This is a genomic window from Ensifer sp. 22521, from assembly GCF_052044795.1.
In the GTDB taxonomy this organism is placed as follows: domain Bacteria; phylum Pseudomonadota; class Alphaproteobacteria; order Rhizobiales; family Rhizobiaceae; genus Ensifer.
This window is the reverse complement of the sequence record NZ_JBQENM010000027.1, coordinates 19,070-37,760: the sequence shown is the minus strand read 5'-3', so window position 1 is coordinate 37,760 and position 18,691 is coordinate 19,070. Positions and strand designations below refer to the sequence as shown.

16 protein-coding genes and 2 pseudogenes are annotated in these 18,691 nt (G+C 61.4%); 6 read left to right on the top strand and 12 right to left on the bottom strand.

The features are described from left to right. Positions 1-28 precede the first annotated feature (28 nt). From ACTJKE_RS29670 to ACTJKE_RS29640, 7 genes are all read right to left on the bottom strand, one after another. The gene (locus ACTJKE_RS29670) at positions 29-970 is read right to left on the bottom strand and encodes a dioxygenase family protein (RefSeq protein WP_082641173.1); all 942 of its coding nucleotides are present in this window, start codon (positions 968-970) and stop codon (positions 29-31) included. Positions 971-989: 19 nt separating this feature from the next. Then, complete coding sequence (locus ACTJKE_RS29665) at positions 990-1,775, bottom strand: glutathione S-transferase family protein (RefSeq protein ID WP_058328014.1); 786 nt, start codon at positions 1,773-1,775, stop codon at positions 990-992. A gap of 11 nt (positions 1,776-1,786) precedes the next feature. After that, positions 1,787-2,830 carry a branched-chain amino acid ABC transporter permease gene (locus ACTJKE_RS29660; RefSeq protein WP_058327992.1) on the bottom strand — a complete coding sequence of 348 codons (1,044 nt, stop codon included), beginning with the start codon at positions 2,828-2,830 and terminating at the stop codon, positions 1,787-1,789. After that, positions 2,830-3,708, bottom strand: a complete 879-nt coding sequence (locus tag ACTJKE_RS29655; protein WP_058324445.1) for a branched-chain amino acid ABC transporter permease — start codon at positions 3,706-3,708, stop codon at positions 2,830-2,832. The genes ACTJKE_RS29660 and ACTJKE_RS29655 overlap by 1 nt, the downstream gene beginning before the upstream one ends. Positions 3,709-3,719: 11 nt before the next feature. After that, positions 3,720-4,448, bottom strand: coding sequence for an ABC transporter ATP-binding protein (locus tag ACTJKE_RS29650; RefSeq protein WP_058327993.1), 729 nt, complete (start codon positions 4,446-4,448; stop codon positions 3,720-3,722). Continuing rightward, positions 4,448-5,194 carry an ABC transporter ATP-binding protein gene (locus tag ACTJKE_RS29645; protein WP_058327994.1) on the bottom strand — a complete coding sequence of 249 codons (747 nt, stop codon included), beginning with the start codon at positions 5,192-5,194 and terminating at the stop codon, positions 4,448-4,450. Before ACTJKE_RS29645 ends, ACTJKE_RS29650 begins: the two co-directional genes overlap by 1 nt. 97 nt (positions 5,195-5,291) lie before the next feature. Beyond that, positions 5,292-6,575 (bottom strand): amino acid ABC transporter substrate-binding protein, encoded by a 1,284-nt coding sequence (locus ACTJKE_RS29640; RefSeq protein WP_058327995.1) that lies wholly within the window; start codon positions 6,573-6,575, stop codon positions 5,292-5,294. A 253-nt stretch (positions 6,576-6,828) separates the two neighbouring features. Here ACTJKE_RS29640 and ACTJKE_RS29635 point away from each other — a divergent pair, with 253 nt between their 5' ends. Both ACTJKE_RS29635 and ACTJKE_RS29630 read left to right on the top strand, forming a co-directional pair. Next, the gene (locus tag ACTJKE_RS29635) at positions 6,829-7,869 is read left to right on the top strand and encodes a LacI family DNA-binding transcriptional regulator (RefSeq protein WP_058324441.1); all 1,041 of its coding nucleotides are present in this window, start codon (positions 6,829-6,831) and stop codon (positions 7,867-7,869) included. 235 nt (positions 7,870-8,104) lie between these two features. Next, complete coding sequence (locus tag ACTJKE_RS29630; RefSeq protein WP_058327996.1) at positions 8,105-8,869, top strand: SDR family NAD(P)-dependent oxidoreductase; 765 nt, start codon at positions 8,105-8,107, stop codon at positions 8,867-8,869. 56 nt (positions 8,870-8,925) lie between these two features. Here ACTJKE_RS29630 and ACTJKE_RS29625 read toward each other — a convergent pair. From ACTJKE_RS29625 to ACTJKE_RS29610, 4 genes and pseudogenes are all read right to left on the bottom strand, one after another. After that, a pseudogene (locus ACTJKE_RS29625) lies at positions 8,926-9,198 on the bottom strand (hypothetical protein); the annotation flags it as partial. Next, the gene (locus tag ACTJKE_RS29620; RefSeq protein WP_082663583.1) at positions 9,143-10,645 is read right to left on the bottom strand and encodes an aldehyde dehydrogenase family protein; all 1,503 of its coding nucleotides are present in this window, start codon (positions 10,643-10,645) and stop codon (positions 9,143-9,145) included. The pseudogene ACTJKE_RS29625 and the gene ACTJKE_RS29620, both read right to left, overlap by 56 nt. A gap of 111 nt (positions 10,646-10,756) precedes the next feature. Then, positions 10,757-11,773 carry a helix-turn-helix transcriptional regulator gene (locus ACTJKE_RS29615; RefSeq protein ID WP_058327997.1) on the bottom strand — a complete coding sequence of 339 codons (1,017 nt, stop codon included), beginning with the start codon at positions 11,771-11,773 and terminating at the stop codon, positions 10,757-10,759. Positions 11,774-11,911: 138 nt separating this feature from the next. Continuing rightward, entirely contained in the window at positions 11,912-13,156 is a 1,245-nt protein-coding gene (locus ACTJKE_RS29610) for an acyl-CoA dehydrogenase family protein (protein WP_440693378.1), read from the bottom strand. Between ACTJKE_RS29610 and ACTJKE_RS29605 the strand changes: the two are divergent. The 4 genes and pseudogenes from ACTJKE_RS29605 (at position 13,142) to ppk2 (ending at position 17,877) form a co-directional block, all read left to right on the top strand. Next, positions 13,142-14,085: pseudogene (locus ACTJKE_RS29605) on the top strand (amidohydrolase family protein). The gene ACTJKE_RS29610 and the pseudogene ACTJKE_RS29605 overlap by 15 nt on opposite strands. A 264-nt stretch (positions 14,086-14,349) precedes the next feature. Continuing rightward, positions 14,350-14,550 carry a hypothetical protein gene (locus ACTJKE_RS29600; protein WP_143033022.1) on the top strand — a complete coding sequence of 67 codons (201 nt, stop codon included), beginning with the start codon at positions 14,350-14,352 and terminating at the stop codon, positions 14,548-14,550. A gap of 716 nt (positions 14,551-15,266) precedes the next feature. Then, positions 15,267-17,063: a SulP family inorganic anion transporter gene (locus ACTJKE_RS29595; RefSeq protein WP_082663584.1), complete on the top strand. Its 1,797-nt coding sequence runs from the start codon at positions 15,267-15,269 to the stop codon at positions 17,061-17,063. After that, entirely contained in the window at positions 17,032-17,877 is an 846-nt protein-coding gene (ppk2, locus tag ACTJKE_RS29590) for a polyphosphate kinase 2 (RefSeq protein WP_058328001.1), read from the top strand. Before ACTJKE_RS29595 ends, ppk2 begins: the two co-directional genes overlap by 32 nt. Before the next feature lie 207 nt (positions 17,878-18,084). On the opposite strand, the gene ACTJKE_RS29585 is transcribed toward ppk2, so the two are convergent. Continuing rightward, positions 18,085-18,555, bottom strand: coding sequence for a hypothetical protein (locus ACTJKE_RS29585; protein WP_058328016.1), 471 nt, complete (start codon positions 18,553-18,555; stop codon positions 18,085-18,087). Positions 18,556-18,691: the final 136 nt, after the last annotated feature.

Genomic DNA, 18,691 nt, shown 5'->3' with positions numbered 1-18,691 from the left:
CTTCCCATGGAGTGATCTATTTGATCCGTCAGCCATGATGCGCCACCTTCTTTCCGGAGATCGGAGGCTCCGGCAGGATCGATTGGCCCTCCACCAGTTTGAAGTGATAGTTGCAGCTGTAGAATGGCGCCTGGGCGCCCGGAAATTCGGAGTCCGGGCTGTCGTGCCGGAAGAATTTCCCGACAATCTGCTGTTTCGCGCCGAAAACAACGTCGGTTACCAGGGCTTCGTGACTGTCGGAAAAGATCTGGGTGACGAGCGTCTTGTAGCCGGGTGCCGAGACGATGAAGTGGATGTGGGCCGGACGCATCGGCGCCCGCTTCTGTGCCCGCAGGAGGTCGCCGACCGGCCCATCGGTTGGAACCGGATAGCCTGCCGGTTTCACGGACACGAAATGAAAGTTTCCATCGCTATCCGTCGTGAACCGGCCGCGAAGGTTGAAGTCGTCCTGCGTCTCGTCCTGGTTCTCGTAGAGCCCGACCGGGGACGCCTGCCAGACGTCGAGGCTCGCCCCCTCGACGGGCCGACCGGCGGGACCCGTCACACGACCCGTGAAATAGAGCTTCGGCCCAGGCGTATCGGAGCGCGCGATGCAGTCGCCGTTCACACATTTCGGCGCGCCACCGCGATAGAATGGCCCGAGAAGCGCCGACAGCGTCTCGCCCTGCATGCCGTCGTTGTTGATCAGATCGATCAGCGTCGATGCGCCGAGCACGTCGGCGGCAAGCACCGTTTCGTTGTGCGCTTCGTTGGTCGCCTGTCCGAGCGCCGTGATCCAGCGCAGGGCGTATTCGAACTCCGCCTCCGTCGGACGCGTCTCCAGCAGAAATGCATGCAGATGGCTGACCATCGCATCCATGAGCTGTTTGAGCCGCGGATCGTCTCCGTGCGACATGGCGGCAAGCACCGTCGGCGTGACGTCAGTTTCCTTCGAGATCAGTTTTACTTCGGGGCTGATATGGCTGTTCATCCCTGTTCTCCTTTCCGCGTCACTGGCCTGACTGGGAGACCCGAAGTTCGGGCTTCGCCGACCTCAGGTGCGGGTATTTTTCGGTCAGCAGCGACCCGTAGTAGTAGGTCTCGGTGAAGGCGTCGGTTGCGCGGATGGCGTCGAGCCAACGCTGGATCGCCGGCGCCTCCGTCCACATCGACGAGAGACCGATGTCCTCCATCCGCACGATCACCGGCATGACCGCGATGTCTGCCAGCGTCATCTCATCGCCCATGATCCACGGTCCGCCATTGTCGGAGAGCCAGCTCGCCATGCGCTGAACACCGCGTTGCAGGCGGCCAAGTGCTTCGTTCATTTCCTGCTCCGGGAAGCCGGTGCGCCCCATCTTCATCAGGAACTCGCGACGAAGCGGCTTTGCGTCACAGACCGCCTGGAACTCCTCCGCCGTCATCGCCTGGTAGTGCGGCAGGAAGGCAAGGTTGTAGGAAGGCACCCGGATCGCAGGTGTCGGTACTTCGTCGATGAAGCGCATCATCGCCCGCATCTTCGCCGCTCCGAAGGCGTCCCGTGGTCGAAACGCACCTGGGAGAATGTCCTCGAGATACTCCATGATGACGGCGGAGTCGGTGACCGCACGGCCCTGGTGAACGAGCGAAGGCACGACCCCGTTCGGATTGATGGTGAGGTATTCGGGTTTCAGCTGATCGCCGGTGAAGAGATCGAGCTTGTGCTCCTCGAAGGCGAGGCCCTTCGCGTGCAGAACGTATCGCACCCGTTGGCTGCACGTCGATTGAGGAGCGTTGTAGAGAATGAAGTCCTGCATGGTCGCCTCCATCAATCCCAGTTGAGGACGCGGGGCAGCTTGCCCTTACGGGCGAGCGTCCCGATCACGCCGTTGGGGAAGAACATCAGTCCCAGGACCATGACGAAACCGGTCGCCATGATGTTGATCTCGGACGCGCCGAGCGTCGCCACGAAGATTTCGTTGAAGGCCACGATCAGGATCGCACCCACGACAGGCCCGGCAATCGTGCCCTTGCCGCCGAGGATGCACATCAACACCAGGTTTGCCGAAACGAGGATGATCAGGAAGATGTTCGGCCGGAGATAGGTGAGGTATTCGCCCCAGACCGCACCCGCCATCCCGACGAAGAATGCCGACAACGCGAAGGCAAGGACCTTGTAGAAGCGGGTGTTGATGCCGGCGCTCTCCGCCTTGACCTCGTCCTTGGAAAGCGCGCGCAGGCCCAGCCCGAACTTGGAATGCTTGATGCGATAGGTCGCCCATACGGTGAAGGCAGCCATCAGCACGAAGGCATAGTAATAGGGCAGTTTGGCAGTCTCCACCGGCAGGTCGGTCACCGGCAGCGACAAGCCATTGGCGCCGCCGATGAACTCCCAGTGATCGAACAGGATACGGGCGATCATCAGCAGCGCGATGGAGGAGATGATGAAGCTCGGGCCGCGAACCTTCAGCGTGATGAGGCCGATGAGATAACCGCAGACGGCAGCCACCAGCCCGGCGAGCGGTGCCGTCAGCAGCGACGAGATCCCGTATCGCGCCAGGAGCACGCCTGAGAAATAGCCGCCGATCGCGAAGAAGACCGCGTGTCCGAGCGAGATGTAGCCGGCGAAGCCGCCGATGATGTTCCAGCCGCTGGCCATGACCGCATAGGAGGCCGTAAACAGGACGAGATGCAGCAGGTAGTTGTAGTTGCCGGTCAGTTGCAGGAGCGGCAGGGCGAGCAGGACGCCGAGCACGGCCAGGGGAAACCATGTGGCGCGGGTCTGGTCATGCTGGCGCGCAAGCTTCTGATTGTGAATGCGACGGGCCTCGAGCACCGAGCTCGCGTCGGCTTGTTGCAGGTTTGCGGCCATTATGCCAACTCCGGTTTTTCGCCGAACAGGCCCTGGGGACGGATCAGCAGGATGACGAAGAGTGCGAGAAAGAAGGTCATGGTCGACCAGGTGGCGCCCACCCAGGTGCCGACGAAGGCTGCGATGACCGAGAGAAGGAGCGAGGCGACGACGGTACCGAGCACGCTGCCCATGCCGCCGAGGACGACGACCGACATCAGCATCGCGATCCATTCCCACTGCTTGGCGGGGAAGAAACTGAAGACGAAGCTCACCAACGAGCCTGCAGCGCCGGCAAGCCCGATCCCGATCGCGAAGGCCACCATGCTGATCAGGTTGACATTAACGCCGAGAAGCTCGGCAGCCTCGCGGTTCTGGGTCGTTGCGCGGATGGCGTAGCCAAGCCGCGAGTAGTTGAGGAACAGCGTCAGCGCACCGATGATCGCCAGCGAAACGGCACCGGCATAGAACTGCCCCTTCGGAATGAACAGGCTGCCGATGAAGAAGGCATCCGTCGCGTAATCGGGCGAGGTCACGCGCTGGGTGTTGGTGAAGGCGGCACCGAGGAAACCTTCGACGATCATGGCCAGTGCGAAGGTCAAAAGCACTGTCATTTCCGAGTAGCGCGCGCTTTTTGCCTGGCTTTCGAACATGAGGCGGTAGAGAAGCACGCCGATTGCAGCCATGATCAGTGCCGCGATCGGCAACGTCGCGATCGGGTCGAGACCCCAAAGCTTGAATGCCCAGTAGCTGACATAGGCGCCGCAGATGATCAGTGAGGGGTGTGCCAGGTTGACGATGCGCATGACGCCAAAGACCAGCGAAAGGCCGGATCCCATCAGCGCGATCACGCCGCCGAGCGCGAGGCCGAGTATCAGTATCTGAAGAATGTCTGTCATCACGTCCTCCGCTACGCGACCTTGCGGCCGCCGAGGTAAAGTTCCTGGATGCGAGGGTCCGCCAGTACCGCTTCGGCCGACCCTTCGAAGAGGGTGCGGCCGAGGTCGAGGACAACGCCCCAGTCGGAATTCTTGAGGCCCATCATCGCGTTCTGCTCAACGAGCAGAACCGTGACGCCCTCCTGGGACATCATCTTCATGATGTCGAACATCTCCTGGACCACCTTCGGCGCAAGGCCGAGGGAGGGTTCATCCAACATGACGATGTCCGGCTTGACGATCAGCGTCCGCGCCATGGCCAGCGTCTGCTGCTGACCGCCCGACATGGTTCCGGCATGCTGATCGGCCCGTTCGCGCAGAACCGGGAAGCGCTCGAGGATTTCGTCGATGCGGCGGTCGCGCAGTTTCGCGTCGTCGAGCACGTATCCGCCCATGCGCAGGTTTTCGCGCACCGTCATCTTCGGAAACAGCGCGCGTTCCTGCGGCACGAAACAGATGCCCTTGCGAAGGATCTGGTCCGGACGCAGCCCGTTCAGACGCTCGCCCTTGAAGACGACATCGCCCTTGCGGATCGTCAGCATGCCGCAGATCGCCTTCAACAGCGTGGACTTGCCGGCGCCGTTTGGGCCGATGATGCAGTGGACCTTGCCAGGCTCGACCGTCAGACGGGCGCCATCAAGGATGGCAGGGCCGTCGCCGTAGCCGGCAGTGATGTTGGTGACTTGCAAAAGATCGCTCATCAGGCCGCTTCCTCTTCCAGTACGCCGCCCAGATAGGCTTCGAGCACATGCGGATCGCGACGCACCACATCGGGCGTGCCGTCGCAGATCACCCGCCCGTGCGCCATGACGACGACGCGGTGCGAAAGCCGCATGATCAGGTCCATGTTGTGTTCGACGATGAGGACCGTCAGCCCCTTGGCATTGAGCGCCCTGATGTGGCCGACGATCTCCTCGAGCAGCGTCGGATTGACGCCGCCGGCCGGCTCGTCCAGCAGAATGATCTTGGGATCGGCCATCAGCAGCGCGGCCAGATCCATCAGTTTCTTCTGGCCGTAGGACAGGTTGTGCCCGTCCTCGTAGGCAATGCGGGTGATCCCGAGGAAATCGAGGATCGACATCGCCTTGTCCCGCTCCTCCGCCGAGATTGCGGGCCGAAACAGCTCCGTAAACCCGCGGCAGCGTGCCTGGACGATCACGTTTTCCAGCACCGTCATGTCGGCGAGATTGCGTGAGATCTGGAACGTCCGGCTAAGACCCTTTGCGGTGATCTTGTGCGGGCGCAGATTGTCGATCCGCTCTCCGTCCAGCCAGACCTCGCCGGAAGTCGGAACGACGGTGCGGCTGATGCAATTGAAGGCCGTGGTCTTGCCGGCGCCGTTCGGGCCGATGAGTGCCGTGATCGAGCCTTTCTCGACCGTGAAGCTTGCGCCATCCACGGCGCGAATTCCGCCGTAGTGCTTGCACAGGTTCTTAACCTCGAGCATCCGCGCGATCTCCTTTCAGTAGATATCTCAGTAGTAGATGCCTGCCGATCGGGAGAGCGCGCCGCAGGCGGAACGCCCTCCCCTATCTCGCAAACGGTCAGAAACCGGACTTCGGATAGCGGAAGGGCACGATGCCCTCGAACTGACCGGTCGGATAAACGAAGGTCAGCTTGCCGTCCTGCCACTGCGTCATGATGTGCGCCTTGTCGACCGGAAGCCCCAGATCGTCCCAGCTGAAATTACCGAGAACCGTCTGAACCGGCTGCTCCTTGGTGCGGGCGTGCAGCCATTCGCCCATCTTGGCGTTATCCGTGGTCCCGGCCCCGACGATCGCCTGCTCGATGCCCTGGCAGACGGCGAAAGGAATGGCGCTGTCCTCATCCGGCTCGACGCCGTATTCGGCTTCGAACGCCTTCACGAAATCCGCATTGTCGAACGGCTTTCCGGCGAGCGTGCTCTTGAAGGGAACATCCTTGTGCCACGTTGTGTGGATGACGACACCATCGGCCGCATCCTTGCCGACACCCTCGATGAATTCCGTCTGCGCGCCCTGGCTGAGATAGACGAGCTTTGCTGATGCACCGACGGTCTTCAGAGCGCGCATGAGCTGAACCGCTTCTTCCGCAGAAGCCGTCAGGCCGACGATCATTTCCGCGCCGGAGCGCTTGATCGAATTTGCAAGGTTCAGCCAGTCATTGAACCCTTCTTCGGGCCACTTTTCCTCCATCACCACTTCGATACCGGCTTCCTTGAAGTAACCGGGAGCGAGGTCGGCGATTTCCTTGTCGTTGGCCGGATCGATCACCTTCTGGCCGAGGAGACCGGTGGCGATCGCGTTGGCGAAGAAGTCGTCCGCGTGGACAACTGCGACAGTTTTCGGCGCATCTGCCGGGTCCTTGATCTCCTTCAGGAGGCCGATCACGTCCTTGCCGGTGTATTCGGCGGCATTGACCTGGAAGTAGAAGAGGTTCTTGTAGCCCTGCGCATAGATCCGGAGCGCCCCGCCCGAGGGAACCGGGTGAACCATATTGTACTTGGACAGAACGTTGCCGACCGGAAAGGTCAGGCGGCTCGAGAAGGTGCCGTAGACGGCATCGACCTTGTCGACATTGATGAAGCGTTCGTACTGGTTGATGGCCGTTGCCGGATCAGAGCGATTGTCGCTAACAATCAATTCCACCTGCTTGCCGAGAACACCGCCCGCTTCGTTGACGAGCTTGTTGCAGAGCTCGTAGCCCCGCTTGTGCTTCTCGCCGCTGACCGAAAGGCCACCGGTAATCGGCAGCGACGCTCCGATCCGTATTGTTTCCGCAGCGCTGGCAACGGTGCTTGCTGAAAGCACACTGATGGTTGCTGCCGCGATCAGCCGATTGATTCCCATTTCTTCTCCTCCCAGAGGTTTTGCGTGCAATCGTTTGCATTCGAGTAAAAGACAAATCGCCCAGCTCCGCCGGACGCCACTCACGCCTTGTGTTCGATCGACGGCAGGGCAGCTCCTCAACTCCTTGCCGAAAACTGGATGTGCAAACGATTGCACGTTCGCGATTATGCGTACCGTCTGCGCTTTGTCAAGCACCCATGCGAACGATTGCAAAACTCCTGGCAAGATTTTAAATGGAGGAGCGAGGTGATACATGCAAAAGAAACGAACCACCCTGAAGGACATCGCGCGCGCGACCGGCGTTCACGTGTCGACCGTGTCGCGCGCGCTTGACCCCGCTGAGCGAAAGAGCATCACGCCGGAAGTCGTGGCAAAGATCCAGGCGGCGGCGGAACGGTTGGACTATCGCCCCAATCGCATTGCCTTCGGGCTCCGCACCAACAGAACGATGACGGTCGGCGTGGTCATCCCCGACATCACCAACCCCATCTTCCCGCCGATCCTGCGCGGAATCGAAAGCGTTCTGGAACCGCTCGGATACGCGTCGATCATCGTCAACACCGATAGCGAACGCGAGCGCGAAATTCGTCTTCTCGAAGTGCTCAGGGACCGGGGTGTCGACGGCCTCATTCACGCGGCGGTGCTAAGGAGCGACCCATCGATTGCCAAGGCCGCACAGGATGGTCTCTCGGTGGTGACGCTGAACAGACGTGTGGAACGTTCGAACATCCCCTACGTCATCAATGACGAAGACATGGGCATCTGCGAGATGCTGCGCCACCTGACGAAGCTCGGCCACCGGCGAATCGCGCATCTTGCCGGACCGCAGGATCTCTCGACCGGCCAGCTGCGCCTCGCGGCGTTTCGCAGCGCCGCCGAGAGAATGTCGATCGACTTCGATCCGGAACTCATCGTTACCGCGATACGCTTCGACGAAGACGAAGGCGCCCGCTGCACTCGTGACCTGCTTGCCTCCGGGCACGATTTCACGGCCGTGCTCTGCGCAAACGACCGCCTGGCGCTCGGGTGCATCGACGTTCTGCGGGAGAACGGCCTCGATTGCCCGTCGGACATATCCGTCAGCGGTTTCAACGACATGCCATTCCTCCATCTGGCGCGTCCACGGCTGACAACTGTCAGGATCCAGCAATACGATGCCGGCATCACCGCCGCGTCAATCCTGCTGCGCCTGATGAATTCCGGCGCCGACGACGATATCCCCTTGGAGACCGTGTTGCCGGTGGAACTCATGGAACGCGACAGCACAGGGCCGGTAGCTGCGCGAAGGCGCTGACAATCGTTCCCCGCCGAATGATCGTGCGCTGGTCGCCAACAGTGCCGGATTTCATTGGAGAGCCCCCTCGCCTCTCCAGGCTCAAGCCCGAATCGTAGAAGCCGTGCCTTCGAAATGCAATCGATTGCTCGTTGTTTCGTGCAATCGATTGCCTTAAGCTGCCAACTGATCAATCGTCTAATTGCAGGCGGGTTCCCGCCGATTGAGAAGACAGCGCGTCAAGAAGGAGGAACTTATGGCGTATCCGCGGTCCTTGGTTGGAAAGACAGTTCTCCTAATCGGCGGGAACGGTGCGATCGGAGCCGCGACAGGCCGCCTGTTTGCGGAGGCAGGCGCAACGGTTCTCATTACCCATACGCCGAGCGAGCAGAGCGTCTTGAGCGCGGATGCTGCGCTTTCTTCCTTTGCAAACGCGGAAAGTCACGCGCACTACGCCGTCGACATCACGGATTCCAGCGCCCTTAGCGGCCTCGCCAGCACCATCGAACAGAAATTCGGCCGGCTCGACATCCTCGTCAATGCGGCCGGTTTCACCAAGCCAATCGCCCATCGGGATCTCGATGCACTGACCGACGAACTGGTCGACGAGATCTTCAAGGTAAATTGGCGAAGCCAGTTCGCAGCCATCCGGGCCTTCGCCCCTCTGTTGAAAAAGTCCGGCGATGGGCTCGTCGTCTCCATCTCGTCGATCGCAGCCTTCACCGGCATAGGGTCGAATATCGCCTATTGCGCAGCTAAGGCTGGTATCGACGTCATGACCAAGGCCCTCGCCCGCGTGCTGGCGCCGGAGGTCAGGGTGCTTGCCGTTTCTCCCGGCGTCGTCGACACGCAATTCGTTTCCGGGCGGGATTCGGGCTTCAATGAGAAGGTCGCGGCCTCGACCCCGCTCGCCCGTATCGGCGAGGTCGACGATATTGCCGCAGCCATCCTGGCCTGTGCGACGTTGCTCGGTTTTTCCACCGGCCATATCATCCAGGTGGATGGCGGTCGCGCGCTCTGACGCAGCAGCAACATCCGCGCGACGCACCGGTCGTGCGGCGGCCCTGCACGACCGGCGTGAGGCGTCCAGTCGAGACCGTGCCAATCGATCAGCACCGGCGGCGGCACATCCGTCACGCCCCACCAGATATCTCCAGGCATGAGCGCGCAATTGGTGAAGATGGTATCGCGCCCGAGCGCGACTGCCGGGGATTTCGCCGCGCAAGACGCGACGCTCTCACCTCCAGGACCGGTAGGCTCCGTCACCGTGTTCAATGTCTGGTTCAGGGAGAGCTCAGTCCCTCGGCGGCCAGATCGGAATGGTACCTCTGCCCGACGGGAACCGCACATTCTTGGAGCGCGTAAACTCCCGCAGAGTTTCCGCAGCGTTTTCCCGTCCAAAGCCGCTTCCCTTCTGGCCGCCAAAGGGTGAGCCGAGGAAGGCGCGGCGCATGTAGTTGTTGATGAAGATCATGCCGGCTTCGAGCCGGGCCGCAATCCTGCCGGCATGGGCTTCGTCGGTCGTGCAGATTGCCGCCGTCAGGCCGTACTCGCAGTCATTGGCGATGCGGATTGCTTCTTCCTCGGTTGAAAAACGCATGATGCTGGCGATCGGGCCGAACATCTCTTCGCGCGCCGCGGTCATGTCGGGTGTCACGTCGGCAAGGACCGTGGGGGCGACCCAGTAGCCGCCTTTCAGGCGATCCTCGGTCGGCAATTTGCCTTGGGTCACCAAGCGGGCCCCTTCCTTCAGCGCGATATCGAGATAGGCCAGCACCTTGTCACGGTGCTTCGCATCGACCATGGCCCCGATATCTGTCGCGGGATCAAGGCCGTCACCGACGACCAGCTTCTCGGTCGCACGTGCAAAACGCTCGAGGAACTCGTCATGGAGCGCATCGTGCACGAGTATGCGTGACGTCGACGTGCATGCCTCGCCCTGGTTGTAGAACATGCCCTCGAGCGCGACATCGATCGCAACATCGAGATCGGCATCGGGAAGCACGATCAGCGCGTTCTTTCCGCCAAGTTCCATCGTCGCATAGGTGAGGTTCTGGGCGGCCGACTGAAGCACGCGCCGTCCCGTCATCGTCGAACCGGTGAAGGTGATGCGCTCGACCAGCGGATGGGAGGCAAGCGCCGCGCCGGACGGCAATCCGGCGACCGCGTTCAGAACGCCGGGCGGCAAGATCTCGTTGGCAAGTTCGACGAGGCGAAGGACGGTCAACGGCGCCTGTTCACCGGGCTTGATGACAACGGTATTGCCCGCGGCGAGCGCCGGTGCGCACTTCTTGGAGAAATGGATCGGCGGCCAGTTGAAGGGCAGGATCGCTGCAACCACGCCATAGGGCTCGTAGCTGATGCGCGCCTCGATTGGCCCCTGGTCCAGGATCTCTCCGTGTATCGTATCGGCAAGGCCGCCGAAGTAGTCGAAGCAGGCGTGGCAGAACGAGAGGTCGAAGCGCAGGGCATCGCGACGCGGCTTGCCCACTTCGCGCGCCTCGATCTCGGCAAGTTCGTCCACGTGCTTGCGGATGTGAGCGGCGACCTCGCGCAGGATCTGGCCGCGCTCACGTGGGGAACGATCACGCCACGCCTGGAAGGCGTCGCGCGCGCCTCTGACCGCACGGTCGACGTCGGCCTCAGAAGCATTGGTCACATGCGCGATGGTCGCGCCGGTTGCCGGCTCTTCGACGCTGAATGTGGTGGCGCTGCCATCATCCAGAAATTGCCCGCCCACGAACAGGCCGGACACTCTGAGCGGCGCATGCGCCTGCTCCTCGACATTTTTAAGCATTGCTACTCCTCCCATGTTGCAATCAACCGCAAATGCCGGACCGGACTTCGATCAGGCGCTCCTGGCTCCAATGGACAATCCGTTGTCCGGCATAGTTTCTGCTGACCCCATCTAGCTCCTGCCCCTTTGCAGGAGGCCCGTGGCCTGCGCGGTGAGGCCGCGCCGGGATGTCGCGGGCACAGTCAGGTCACTCAGCCGCTTCGCCCGATAGGCCGTTGGCGTCATTCCGACCGATTTTCGAAAGGCCCGCAGGAAGTACTTCTCGTCGTTGTACCCAACGGCATAGGCGATCTGGCCGATCGGTTCGTCGGTCAGCATCAGGCGCTCGCGCGCATCATCGATGCGCATTTCGCGAATGAGCGCATTGAAGCTGGTGCCCGTATGCTGCCGCAGGAGCGCGCAGAGGCGGCTACGGGAAAGCCTGGCATAGGCCGCCGCCTGATCGAGTGTCGGAGAGCGAAGGTAGTTCTCCGCGATGAAATCGGAAATCCTGCGCATATGCCCGCTGTCGCGGCCGATCGCCGGCAGAACCGGCGACAATTCGTCGAAGCGATCCTCGTAGGCCCGACACACCCGGCCGAGCATGAGCGTCAATTCTGCGCGAATGATCTCTCCGGCACAGATCCGATCCGCGGAATGTTCGAGGATCATCGCCCGGCAGGTCTCTTCCACGCGCGCCGATTGCGCCTCATCCAGGTTGAAGTCGACATGCCCCTGCCAGGCGAAGGGCGTGAGTTCGGGCGCTATCCGCACGAGTTCGGAAATCGGATAGGAACGCGTGATCCCGGGCCGAAGGAAATCAAGGTCGAAATAGATCACGACGCATCGTGACACCCTGCTGAAACGCGTCTGATGCGGGGTCATCGGCGCGATGAAATAGATCGAGCCCGGCTGCGGCCTGTAGGATTTGAGACCGATGCGCGCCGTCGGCGCCTCGCTCATGTAGTAGACGATCTGAAAGTAATCGTGCTTGTGCGCCGGGTAGAGCCTTTGGGTCTTCTCGACAAGGCGGATATGGAAACGGGGCGCATCGGCCCGTTCGAGCGCATAGGAGCGGAAGGGCGCCGACAGGGTATCATCCACATCCTGATCGGGATCACCGTCCGGTTGTCTGTCTGTTCTCGTCATCTTTCCTCCCCTTGCCACTGCGCCGAAGCCACCCGCTTCATGTCGCGTTGCCGAGCGTTCCCCTCAATTCGGGAACGGCCTCGAAGAGATCGGCAACAAGACCATCGCTCTCGAGCCCGCCATCTCCTCCGTCGGGCCCTAGTTTTCGGGGCCCGCGTATTTGCCGGCGCTCGCCGGAAACATGGTCTTGATGATCTTCATCCGGCTGACATCGACGGTTGCGTCCATGTGCAGAAAGATGGCAGCGTCGCGGAACAGCTTCTCGATGCCGAACTCCAGCATAGCGCCGTTGCCGCCATGCAGTTCCAGCGCATGGGTGGCGACCTTCATGATCTCTTCCGAGGCGTAGACCTTGGCCATGTTGCAGAGAACATCCATGTCCGGATGACCCTCATCGACGGCCTTGGAAGCCCTTTCGATCAGTGCGCGCACCGCCTCGATCCGGGTCGCCATGTCGGCAAGCCGCAGGGCCACAGCCTGGTGCTTGATGAGGATGCGACCGCCCTGCACATAGTTCTGGACATAGTCAGCGGTGCGTTCGAAACAGGCGACTCCGACGCCGAGGTTCTTGGCCGCCTGGATGATCTTGCCTGCACGGAAATACTGCCCGGCGCTTCCGAGCGCCGTGTTCTGGACGAGAAGATGATCCGCCGGCACGCGGCAGTCCTCGAACACCAGTTCGCCGTTGTTCATGAAGCGGCAGCCCATGGTTTCGTTGCACTTCGTCACCGCGAGGCCGGGCGTGTCGCGCGGCACGAGGAAACTCGATGTTCCCTGCAGCATGCCGACGGAGGAGTCCGTGTTCGCATAGACGACGTAGAGGCTCGCATCGAAGCCGTTTGAAATGAACTGTTTGCGGCCGTTGATCACCCAGTGCCCGTCCTTGAGCACGGCTTTCGTGTGCATCGCCGCCTCGGGCACATTGTAGGGGAGCCAGCGATCCGACGCCCCGCGCGGCTCGGTGAGGCAGTGCGCAAGCAGAAACTGCGGATCTGCCAAGAGGCGCGGGAACCACTTGTCCTGCAAATGTTTCGGTGCGAACTCGCGCAGGAGGATCGAGACCTTCCAGTTCTGCACGAACTTGTCGGCAAGGCCGGAATCGCCGCGCGCGATTTCCTCCGAAATCAGCGCGAAGGTCCGGACCTCCGTTTCGCGCTCGAGGTCCACGCCACCATAGGCTTCCGGAACGCCGAGCGTGCGGATGCCGATCGTTTCGGCTCCCTCGAGGATCGAGCGCGGCAGCCGCTCGCCCGGGCTCATGTCCCATTCGCACTGCCAGTTCGATCGAATGAAAGGCGTCACTGCGTCGTCGACGAACGCGCGGCAACTGTCGCGCATCAATCGCTGCTCCTGGGACAGTGAGCCGTCATGGGCGTGGATCATTTCTCGCTCCCTTGGTTCTTCTGGCGGGTTCCTCTTCCTGCCCTCAGATTCGTAGCGTGCTGCCCCGGTGCCAGTGAGGTTCTACCGTGCTCTTTTGGTGGACTATCGTCCAATTCGACGTGGATTTTCTGCGCGGCATGGGAAGCAATCGAGCGTTGGGCTTCGTCTCAATCGCTTCACTCCCAAAGATTGCCCCGACGCCCGCCGATAACGACGGCGTGCAGATGGGGCCGGGCTTCGCACCACCAGGAGGCCCGCGAAGAACTCATGAAAGTCGCGCTTTTCGCCGCAGAACGGCGCATCCCCATCGAGATCCATGCCTATACCGATGACGCCGCAAACGCGATCCTCGACGTCTTCGAAGCGGTGCACAAGACGCATCCGCTCAACGACTTGCGCTGGTCGATCGCCCACCTCAACACCGGATCGGAACGGACGCTCGACCGGATGCAGAGAATGGGTCTCGCCTATAGCGTGCAGATGGGCCCCTATTTCGGGGCCCCTGCCATCAGGGAAGCGAACGGTGCCGCGGTGGCCGCGGTCTCACCACCGACGCGGCTCGCAATCGACAAGGGAATCTGGTTGCCGGCGGCACGGACTCCACGCGCATCGGCGTCGCCGGCGTCTGGCAGGCAATCGAGTACCACCTGACCGGGCGCTCGCTGGGAGGTATGGTGCAAAAGGCGGATGATCAGTTGCTGACGCGCGAAGAAGCGCTTCGTCTCTATGCGCGAAACGCCGCATGGATCGGCTTTGCGGAAGAGGATCGCGGTAAGCTTTCCGCGGGCAAGCTCGCCGACCTTGCCGTGCTCGACAAACCGTACATGACCATGCCGGTGGGCGAGATCGACACGGTCCGCTCCGTCCTGACCCTGCTCGGCGGCAAGTTCGTGCATGAAGCGGGCGTCATCAAGGCAGCCAGACCATAACCGCCAGCGGCGGCGGATTATCCGGGGGCAATTAGGATGAATTCGGCAACCGCGACTACGGACTACGGTCGAACCGTGGCCCGAACTCTTCGGAGCCGAGAACGATGTGAAGCCTGTCGGCGCGGCAGGCTTCCACATGTGGCTATCGGCGGAGCGTCACTTGGCCAGTTCCCTAACCCCATTTACGCATTTGTCTAATCCTTGACGGCTGCGTGCACTGTGAGACGCTATGACTTCACGGTTGTAATGCGTAGGGGGTATCCAGTGAAATTCTCAAAGGCCAAGAAGAAACATCCCGGAAAGATGCATAAGACAGTTGGTGCGATCGGTCGTTACGACGAAGGCTTCGTCAGCGGCGGACGCGCCACCCCCGGTTTCTCCTACCGGGGAAGATGGCTCAACGAAGGATGCCCGGGCACCTTCGAGACATGGCTGGTCAACAAAGGCGTCATGCCCAAGGTTTAACAGCGACGCCCGGACGGCATTTCCATTGACTGCGCCGTTCGGTGTGGTGCGCCATCTTGCGCTTCAGTTGCGCGCAGCGCTCTGTCACGGAAGCCTTGCAATCCGGCGACACCCGCGTTGCGGAACGCCCTTCGCCGGCGGGAAATCTCGCCGGCACGCTCAAGCGCTATGTTGAGTCTTGCGCCGGACGAGCAGCCTTTCCAGCGCTTCTTCGACCAGGGCAGGAATTCGCGTCGAATCGTCCAGATATGCGACTTCGAGCAGGCCGGCAACGACCGCGGGATCATCCGCCGGCAGTTGCGTTGAAGCGAAAACGAGACGGACCGGGTTCGCGGAGTTGACATGCGCATTCGGGATGGAACGATCGTTGAGAGTCCGGGATACGTGAAGGGATAGAGCCCGCCCTGACCGCTCTTCAGGCATTCTGCGGGGCCGGCGCGCGCGTCCAATTAAGGCGACCTGGGCTTCGGGTGTCCGGCGTAGGCGCATCTGCGGACGTGCGGTCTCAAGCCGCTCCGTGGTGAGATCAGGATCAGGCACACGTAGTGGAGGCTTTCACTGAGCGGACGCTGCAACTTTTGCGCATCGTGCGTGGCCAGGCAAAACGAAAAGTTTTGCATCTCTAATATTTGCAATGCTATGGTCCATTCGTTTGGCCCTCTTGTTCGGCGCGGAACCGTTGCCGGCTGGAGGAGGCATAGTCCGGGGGCCCGAGCATGGCATTTACTCTGCCTCGCCTGCCTTTGCTCGCGAACCTGGATGGTTACCGCGTCGGATGGCTACGCAACGATATCTCCGCCGGACTTGCAATTGCCGCCGTTGGCCTTCCCAGCGCCATCGCCTACCCGGCCATAGCCGGACTGCCCGCCGAAACCGGCCTCTATGCCAGCATCACGCCGCTCATCGCCTATGCGCTCTTCGGCCCGTCGCGCCAGCTCATCGTTGGTCCGGACGCTGCCACGATGACCGTGTTGGCAGCGGTTCTGACAACGGTGTTCGCTACATCCGGCGCGACGGTCGACCGCGTGACAGCAGCCGCGCTGCTGGCGCTGATCGTCGGCATCCTATGCTTGATTGCGCGCCTTGTACGGCTCGGGGTGCTGGCGACCTTTCTGTCACGCCCGATCCTGATCGGCTTCTTCGCCGGCATCTCGCTATCGATCCTGGTTGGGCAGATCAAGCGCTTTACCGGCGTCAATATCGAGTCCGATGGCTTGGTATCACCTGTGCTCGAACTCCTGCGGCAAGCCGGTTCGATCCATTGGCCCACGCTGGCGTTCGCCTTGGCCTGTTTTGCACTCTTGCAAGTGGCCCGCATCTATCGCTCGCCCATACCTGGCCCGGTAATAGTCGTTTTTTTGGCTGTGCTGCTTTCCTTTCTCTTTGACTTCGAGGGACGCGGAATGGCGGTCGTCGGCGACATACCGCAAGGGCTGCCGTCGCTCATCCTGCCGCGCATCGGGAACCTGCCGATTGATGCTTTGCTGACCGGCGGAGCCGCCATCTTCCTCGTCAGCTTCGGCTCCGGTGTCATTGCCGCGCGTAGTTTCGCAACGCTCGGCGGCTACCGCGTCGATCCGAACCGTGAACTGACGGGCTTCGGTGCGGCAAACTTCGCCGCCGGGCTGTTCGGCACGTTTCCGGTCACGGCTTCGGATTCCCGCACCGCCGTCAACTTTGCCGTCGGCGGTCGTTCACAAATCGCAAGCCTGGTCGCGGCCGCGACCCTCATGGCGGTGCTCGTGTTTCTCGGCAGCGTTCTGCGCATCCTCCCGATCGCGGCGTTGGGTGCGATTCTCGCGGCAACGGCACTCAGTTTGATCGACCTCGAAGGCCTCAGGCGGATATGGCGCGTCAACCGGATCGAGTTCGTTTTTGCCCTGATCGCCTTGTGGGGACCGATCGGCCTCGGCGTCTTGAACGGCGTGGTCATCGCCATTGCCGCAACGCTGATCTATTTGCTGCTGCAGGCCATGTATCCGCACGACGCCCTGCTCGGCAGGATTCCTGGTCGGGACGGCTTCTATAAGCTGCATCGCGCACCGGATGCACGTCCTGTGCCGGGCTTCGGCGCCTGCATGATCCAGGACAGCCTGCTTTTCTACAATGCGGACTATGTGCGGGAGCGCTTGACGGCCATTGCCGACGAATTGCCGCCGCCGGCCCATTGGCTGGTCATCGATGCCAGTGCGATCCCTCAGATCGACAGCACCGCCGCCGAGATGCTCGGGGAACTGGCCGACGAACTAAAGGCGCGCGACATTGCACTCGGTCTGGCGGAATTGCACACGGATGCCCGCGCCCTCCTCGACCGCGCGGGCATCATCGAAAGAATTGGGCCGAGCATGGTCTTCGAGAGCATGGAGGACGCGCTCGACGCCTACGAGGCCCGATACGGCCAAGGTAAGACGGCGGACGGGGAAATCACTGCGAACTCCAACGCCATGAAAACAGCGCGCAGTATCGAAACGGGAGGGAACGATGGGAAAACACGAAGGCAAGAAAAAGAATAAGCACAAGAACGGCGCCGCTGCCGAAGCAGCGGCATCAGAGGAACGATCATCCAGTGGTTACGCCAAGGAACTCGCCCGGCTGCAGGAAGAAATCGCACACCTGCAGGCCTGGGTTAAAAAGACCGGCGCCCGCATCGTCATTGTCTTCGAAGGACGCGATGCCGCTGGCAAGGGCGGCGTGATCAGGCGGTTTACCGAGCGCGTCAGCCCCCGTGTCTTCCGGGTCACGGCCCTGCCCGCGCCAACGGAGCGGGAAAAATCGCAGATCTACATGCAACGCTACATTCAACACCTGCCGGCGGCCGGCGAAGTTGTGATTTTCGACCGGTCCTGGTACAACCGCCCGGGCGTGGAACGCGTCATGGGCTTTTGCTCGGATGACAGCGCCCGACGTTTCCTCGAACTCGCACCGCGATTCGAAGCGGCAATGGTCGAAAGCGGCATCGTCCTGCTGAAATACTTCCTCGATGTCAGCGAGAAGGAACAGGAGCGCCGGTTCCGTCAGCGCATCGCAGACCCGTTGCGCCAGTGGAAGCTCAGCCCCATGGACGTCGAGTCATATCAGCGCTGGTGGGACTACACCCGGGCCTATAACGAGATGATCCGCATGACGGACACGGAGTATGCGCCCTGGTGGATTGTACCGTCAGACGACAAGAAGCGGGCGCGGATCAATTGCATCTCGCATATTCTCGCCTCGATCCCTTATGAGCGCGTGAAGTTTTCCGAACCGGACCTCGGCAAGCGCCAGAAGCGACCGGGCGGCTTCGCAGACGACGATCACATTCGCAGAACCGTACCTGACGTTTTCTAAGGCTGATAAGCCCGCGCCTTCTGGCGCGGGCTTACAGAAACGGTTGAGCGTTCCCTGATAGTAGGAATGCGGAACCACCGATGCCGGCGCGTCATTCGACACCGGGTATGGTCGCGCCTAAAGCGCGTAGCGATCTTTCAGATTCGCTCCTTGCGCTTTAAGCATGTCGTTGTCGCAAAACCGCTGCGCACTTTTGCGCGACAGGCTTTAGGCCTTGTCCGGAGCCCAGTTCAGGAAGAACCCGACATCGCCGGGCACACCGCCCGGAAAGTTGATGATCATTGCCTTCAGCTTATAGCCTTGCGGCTTGCCGTATGTCTGATAGCGATCGAAAAATTCCTTCGCCTTGCCCTGCAGGGTCTGCGGCCAGTCACGGTCAGCGCTGTTGATGGCGCGTCCGCTATCCGTGCAAAGCTCGGAGGGGAAGCTATAGACCAACGCCTCGAATTTGCCGGCCTTGACGGCGTTCGCGACAAGGCGGCGGACGATACCAATTTCCTCTTCCGTCACTTGTTCTTTGAGAAAATCAGCGGCAAAGTCGGCATGCTTCTGTTCTTCGAGGGCTTTCAGCCGCCGCTCCTTGTCCATCTCTTCCATTTCGCGCTCGAGCATCTGCTTTCTCAGATCTTGGGCGCTTAAGGGTTTTGCGGTCGGGTCTAGATCTTTTTTTTCAGGCATCGTGTCGATCCACTTCAAGCAAATGGGAACACTGTGGCGGGGCACACGCTTGCCGTGCGCCGTATGCCAAAGACGTCCCGCAGGTACATCCAAGGGAACCCGATCGGCATACCAATCCGGGGACGAAGTATTTTCG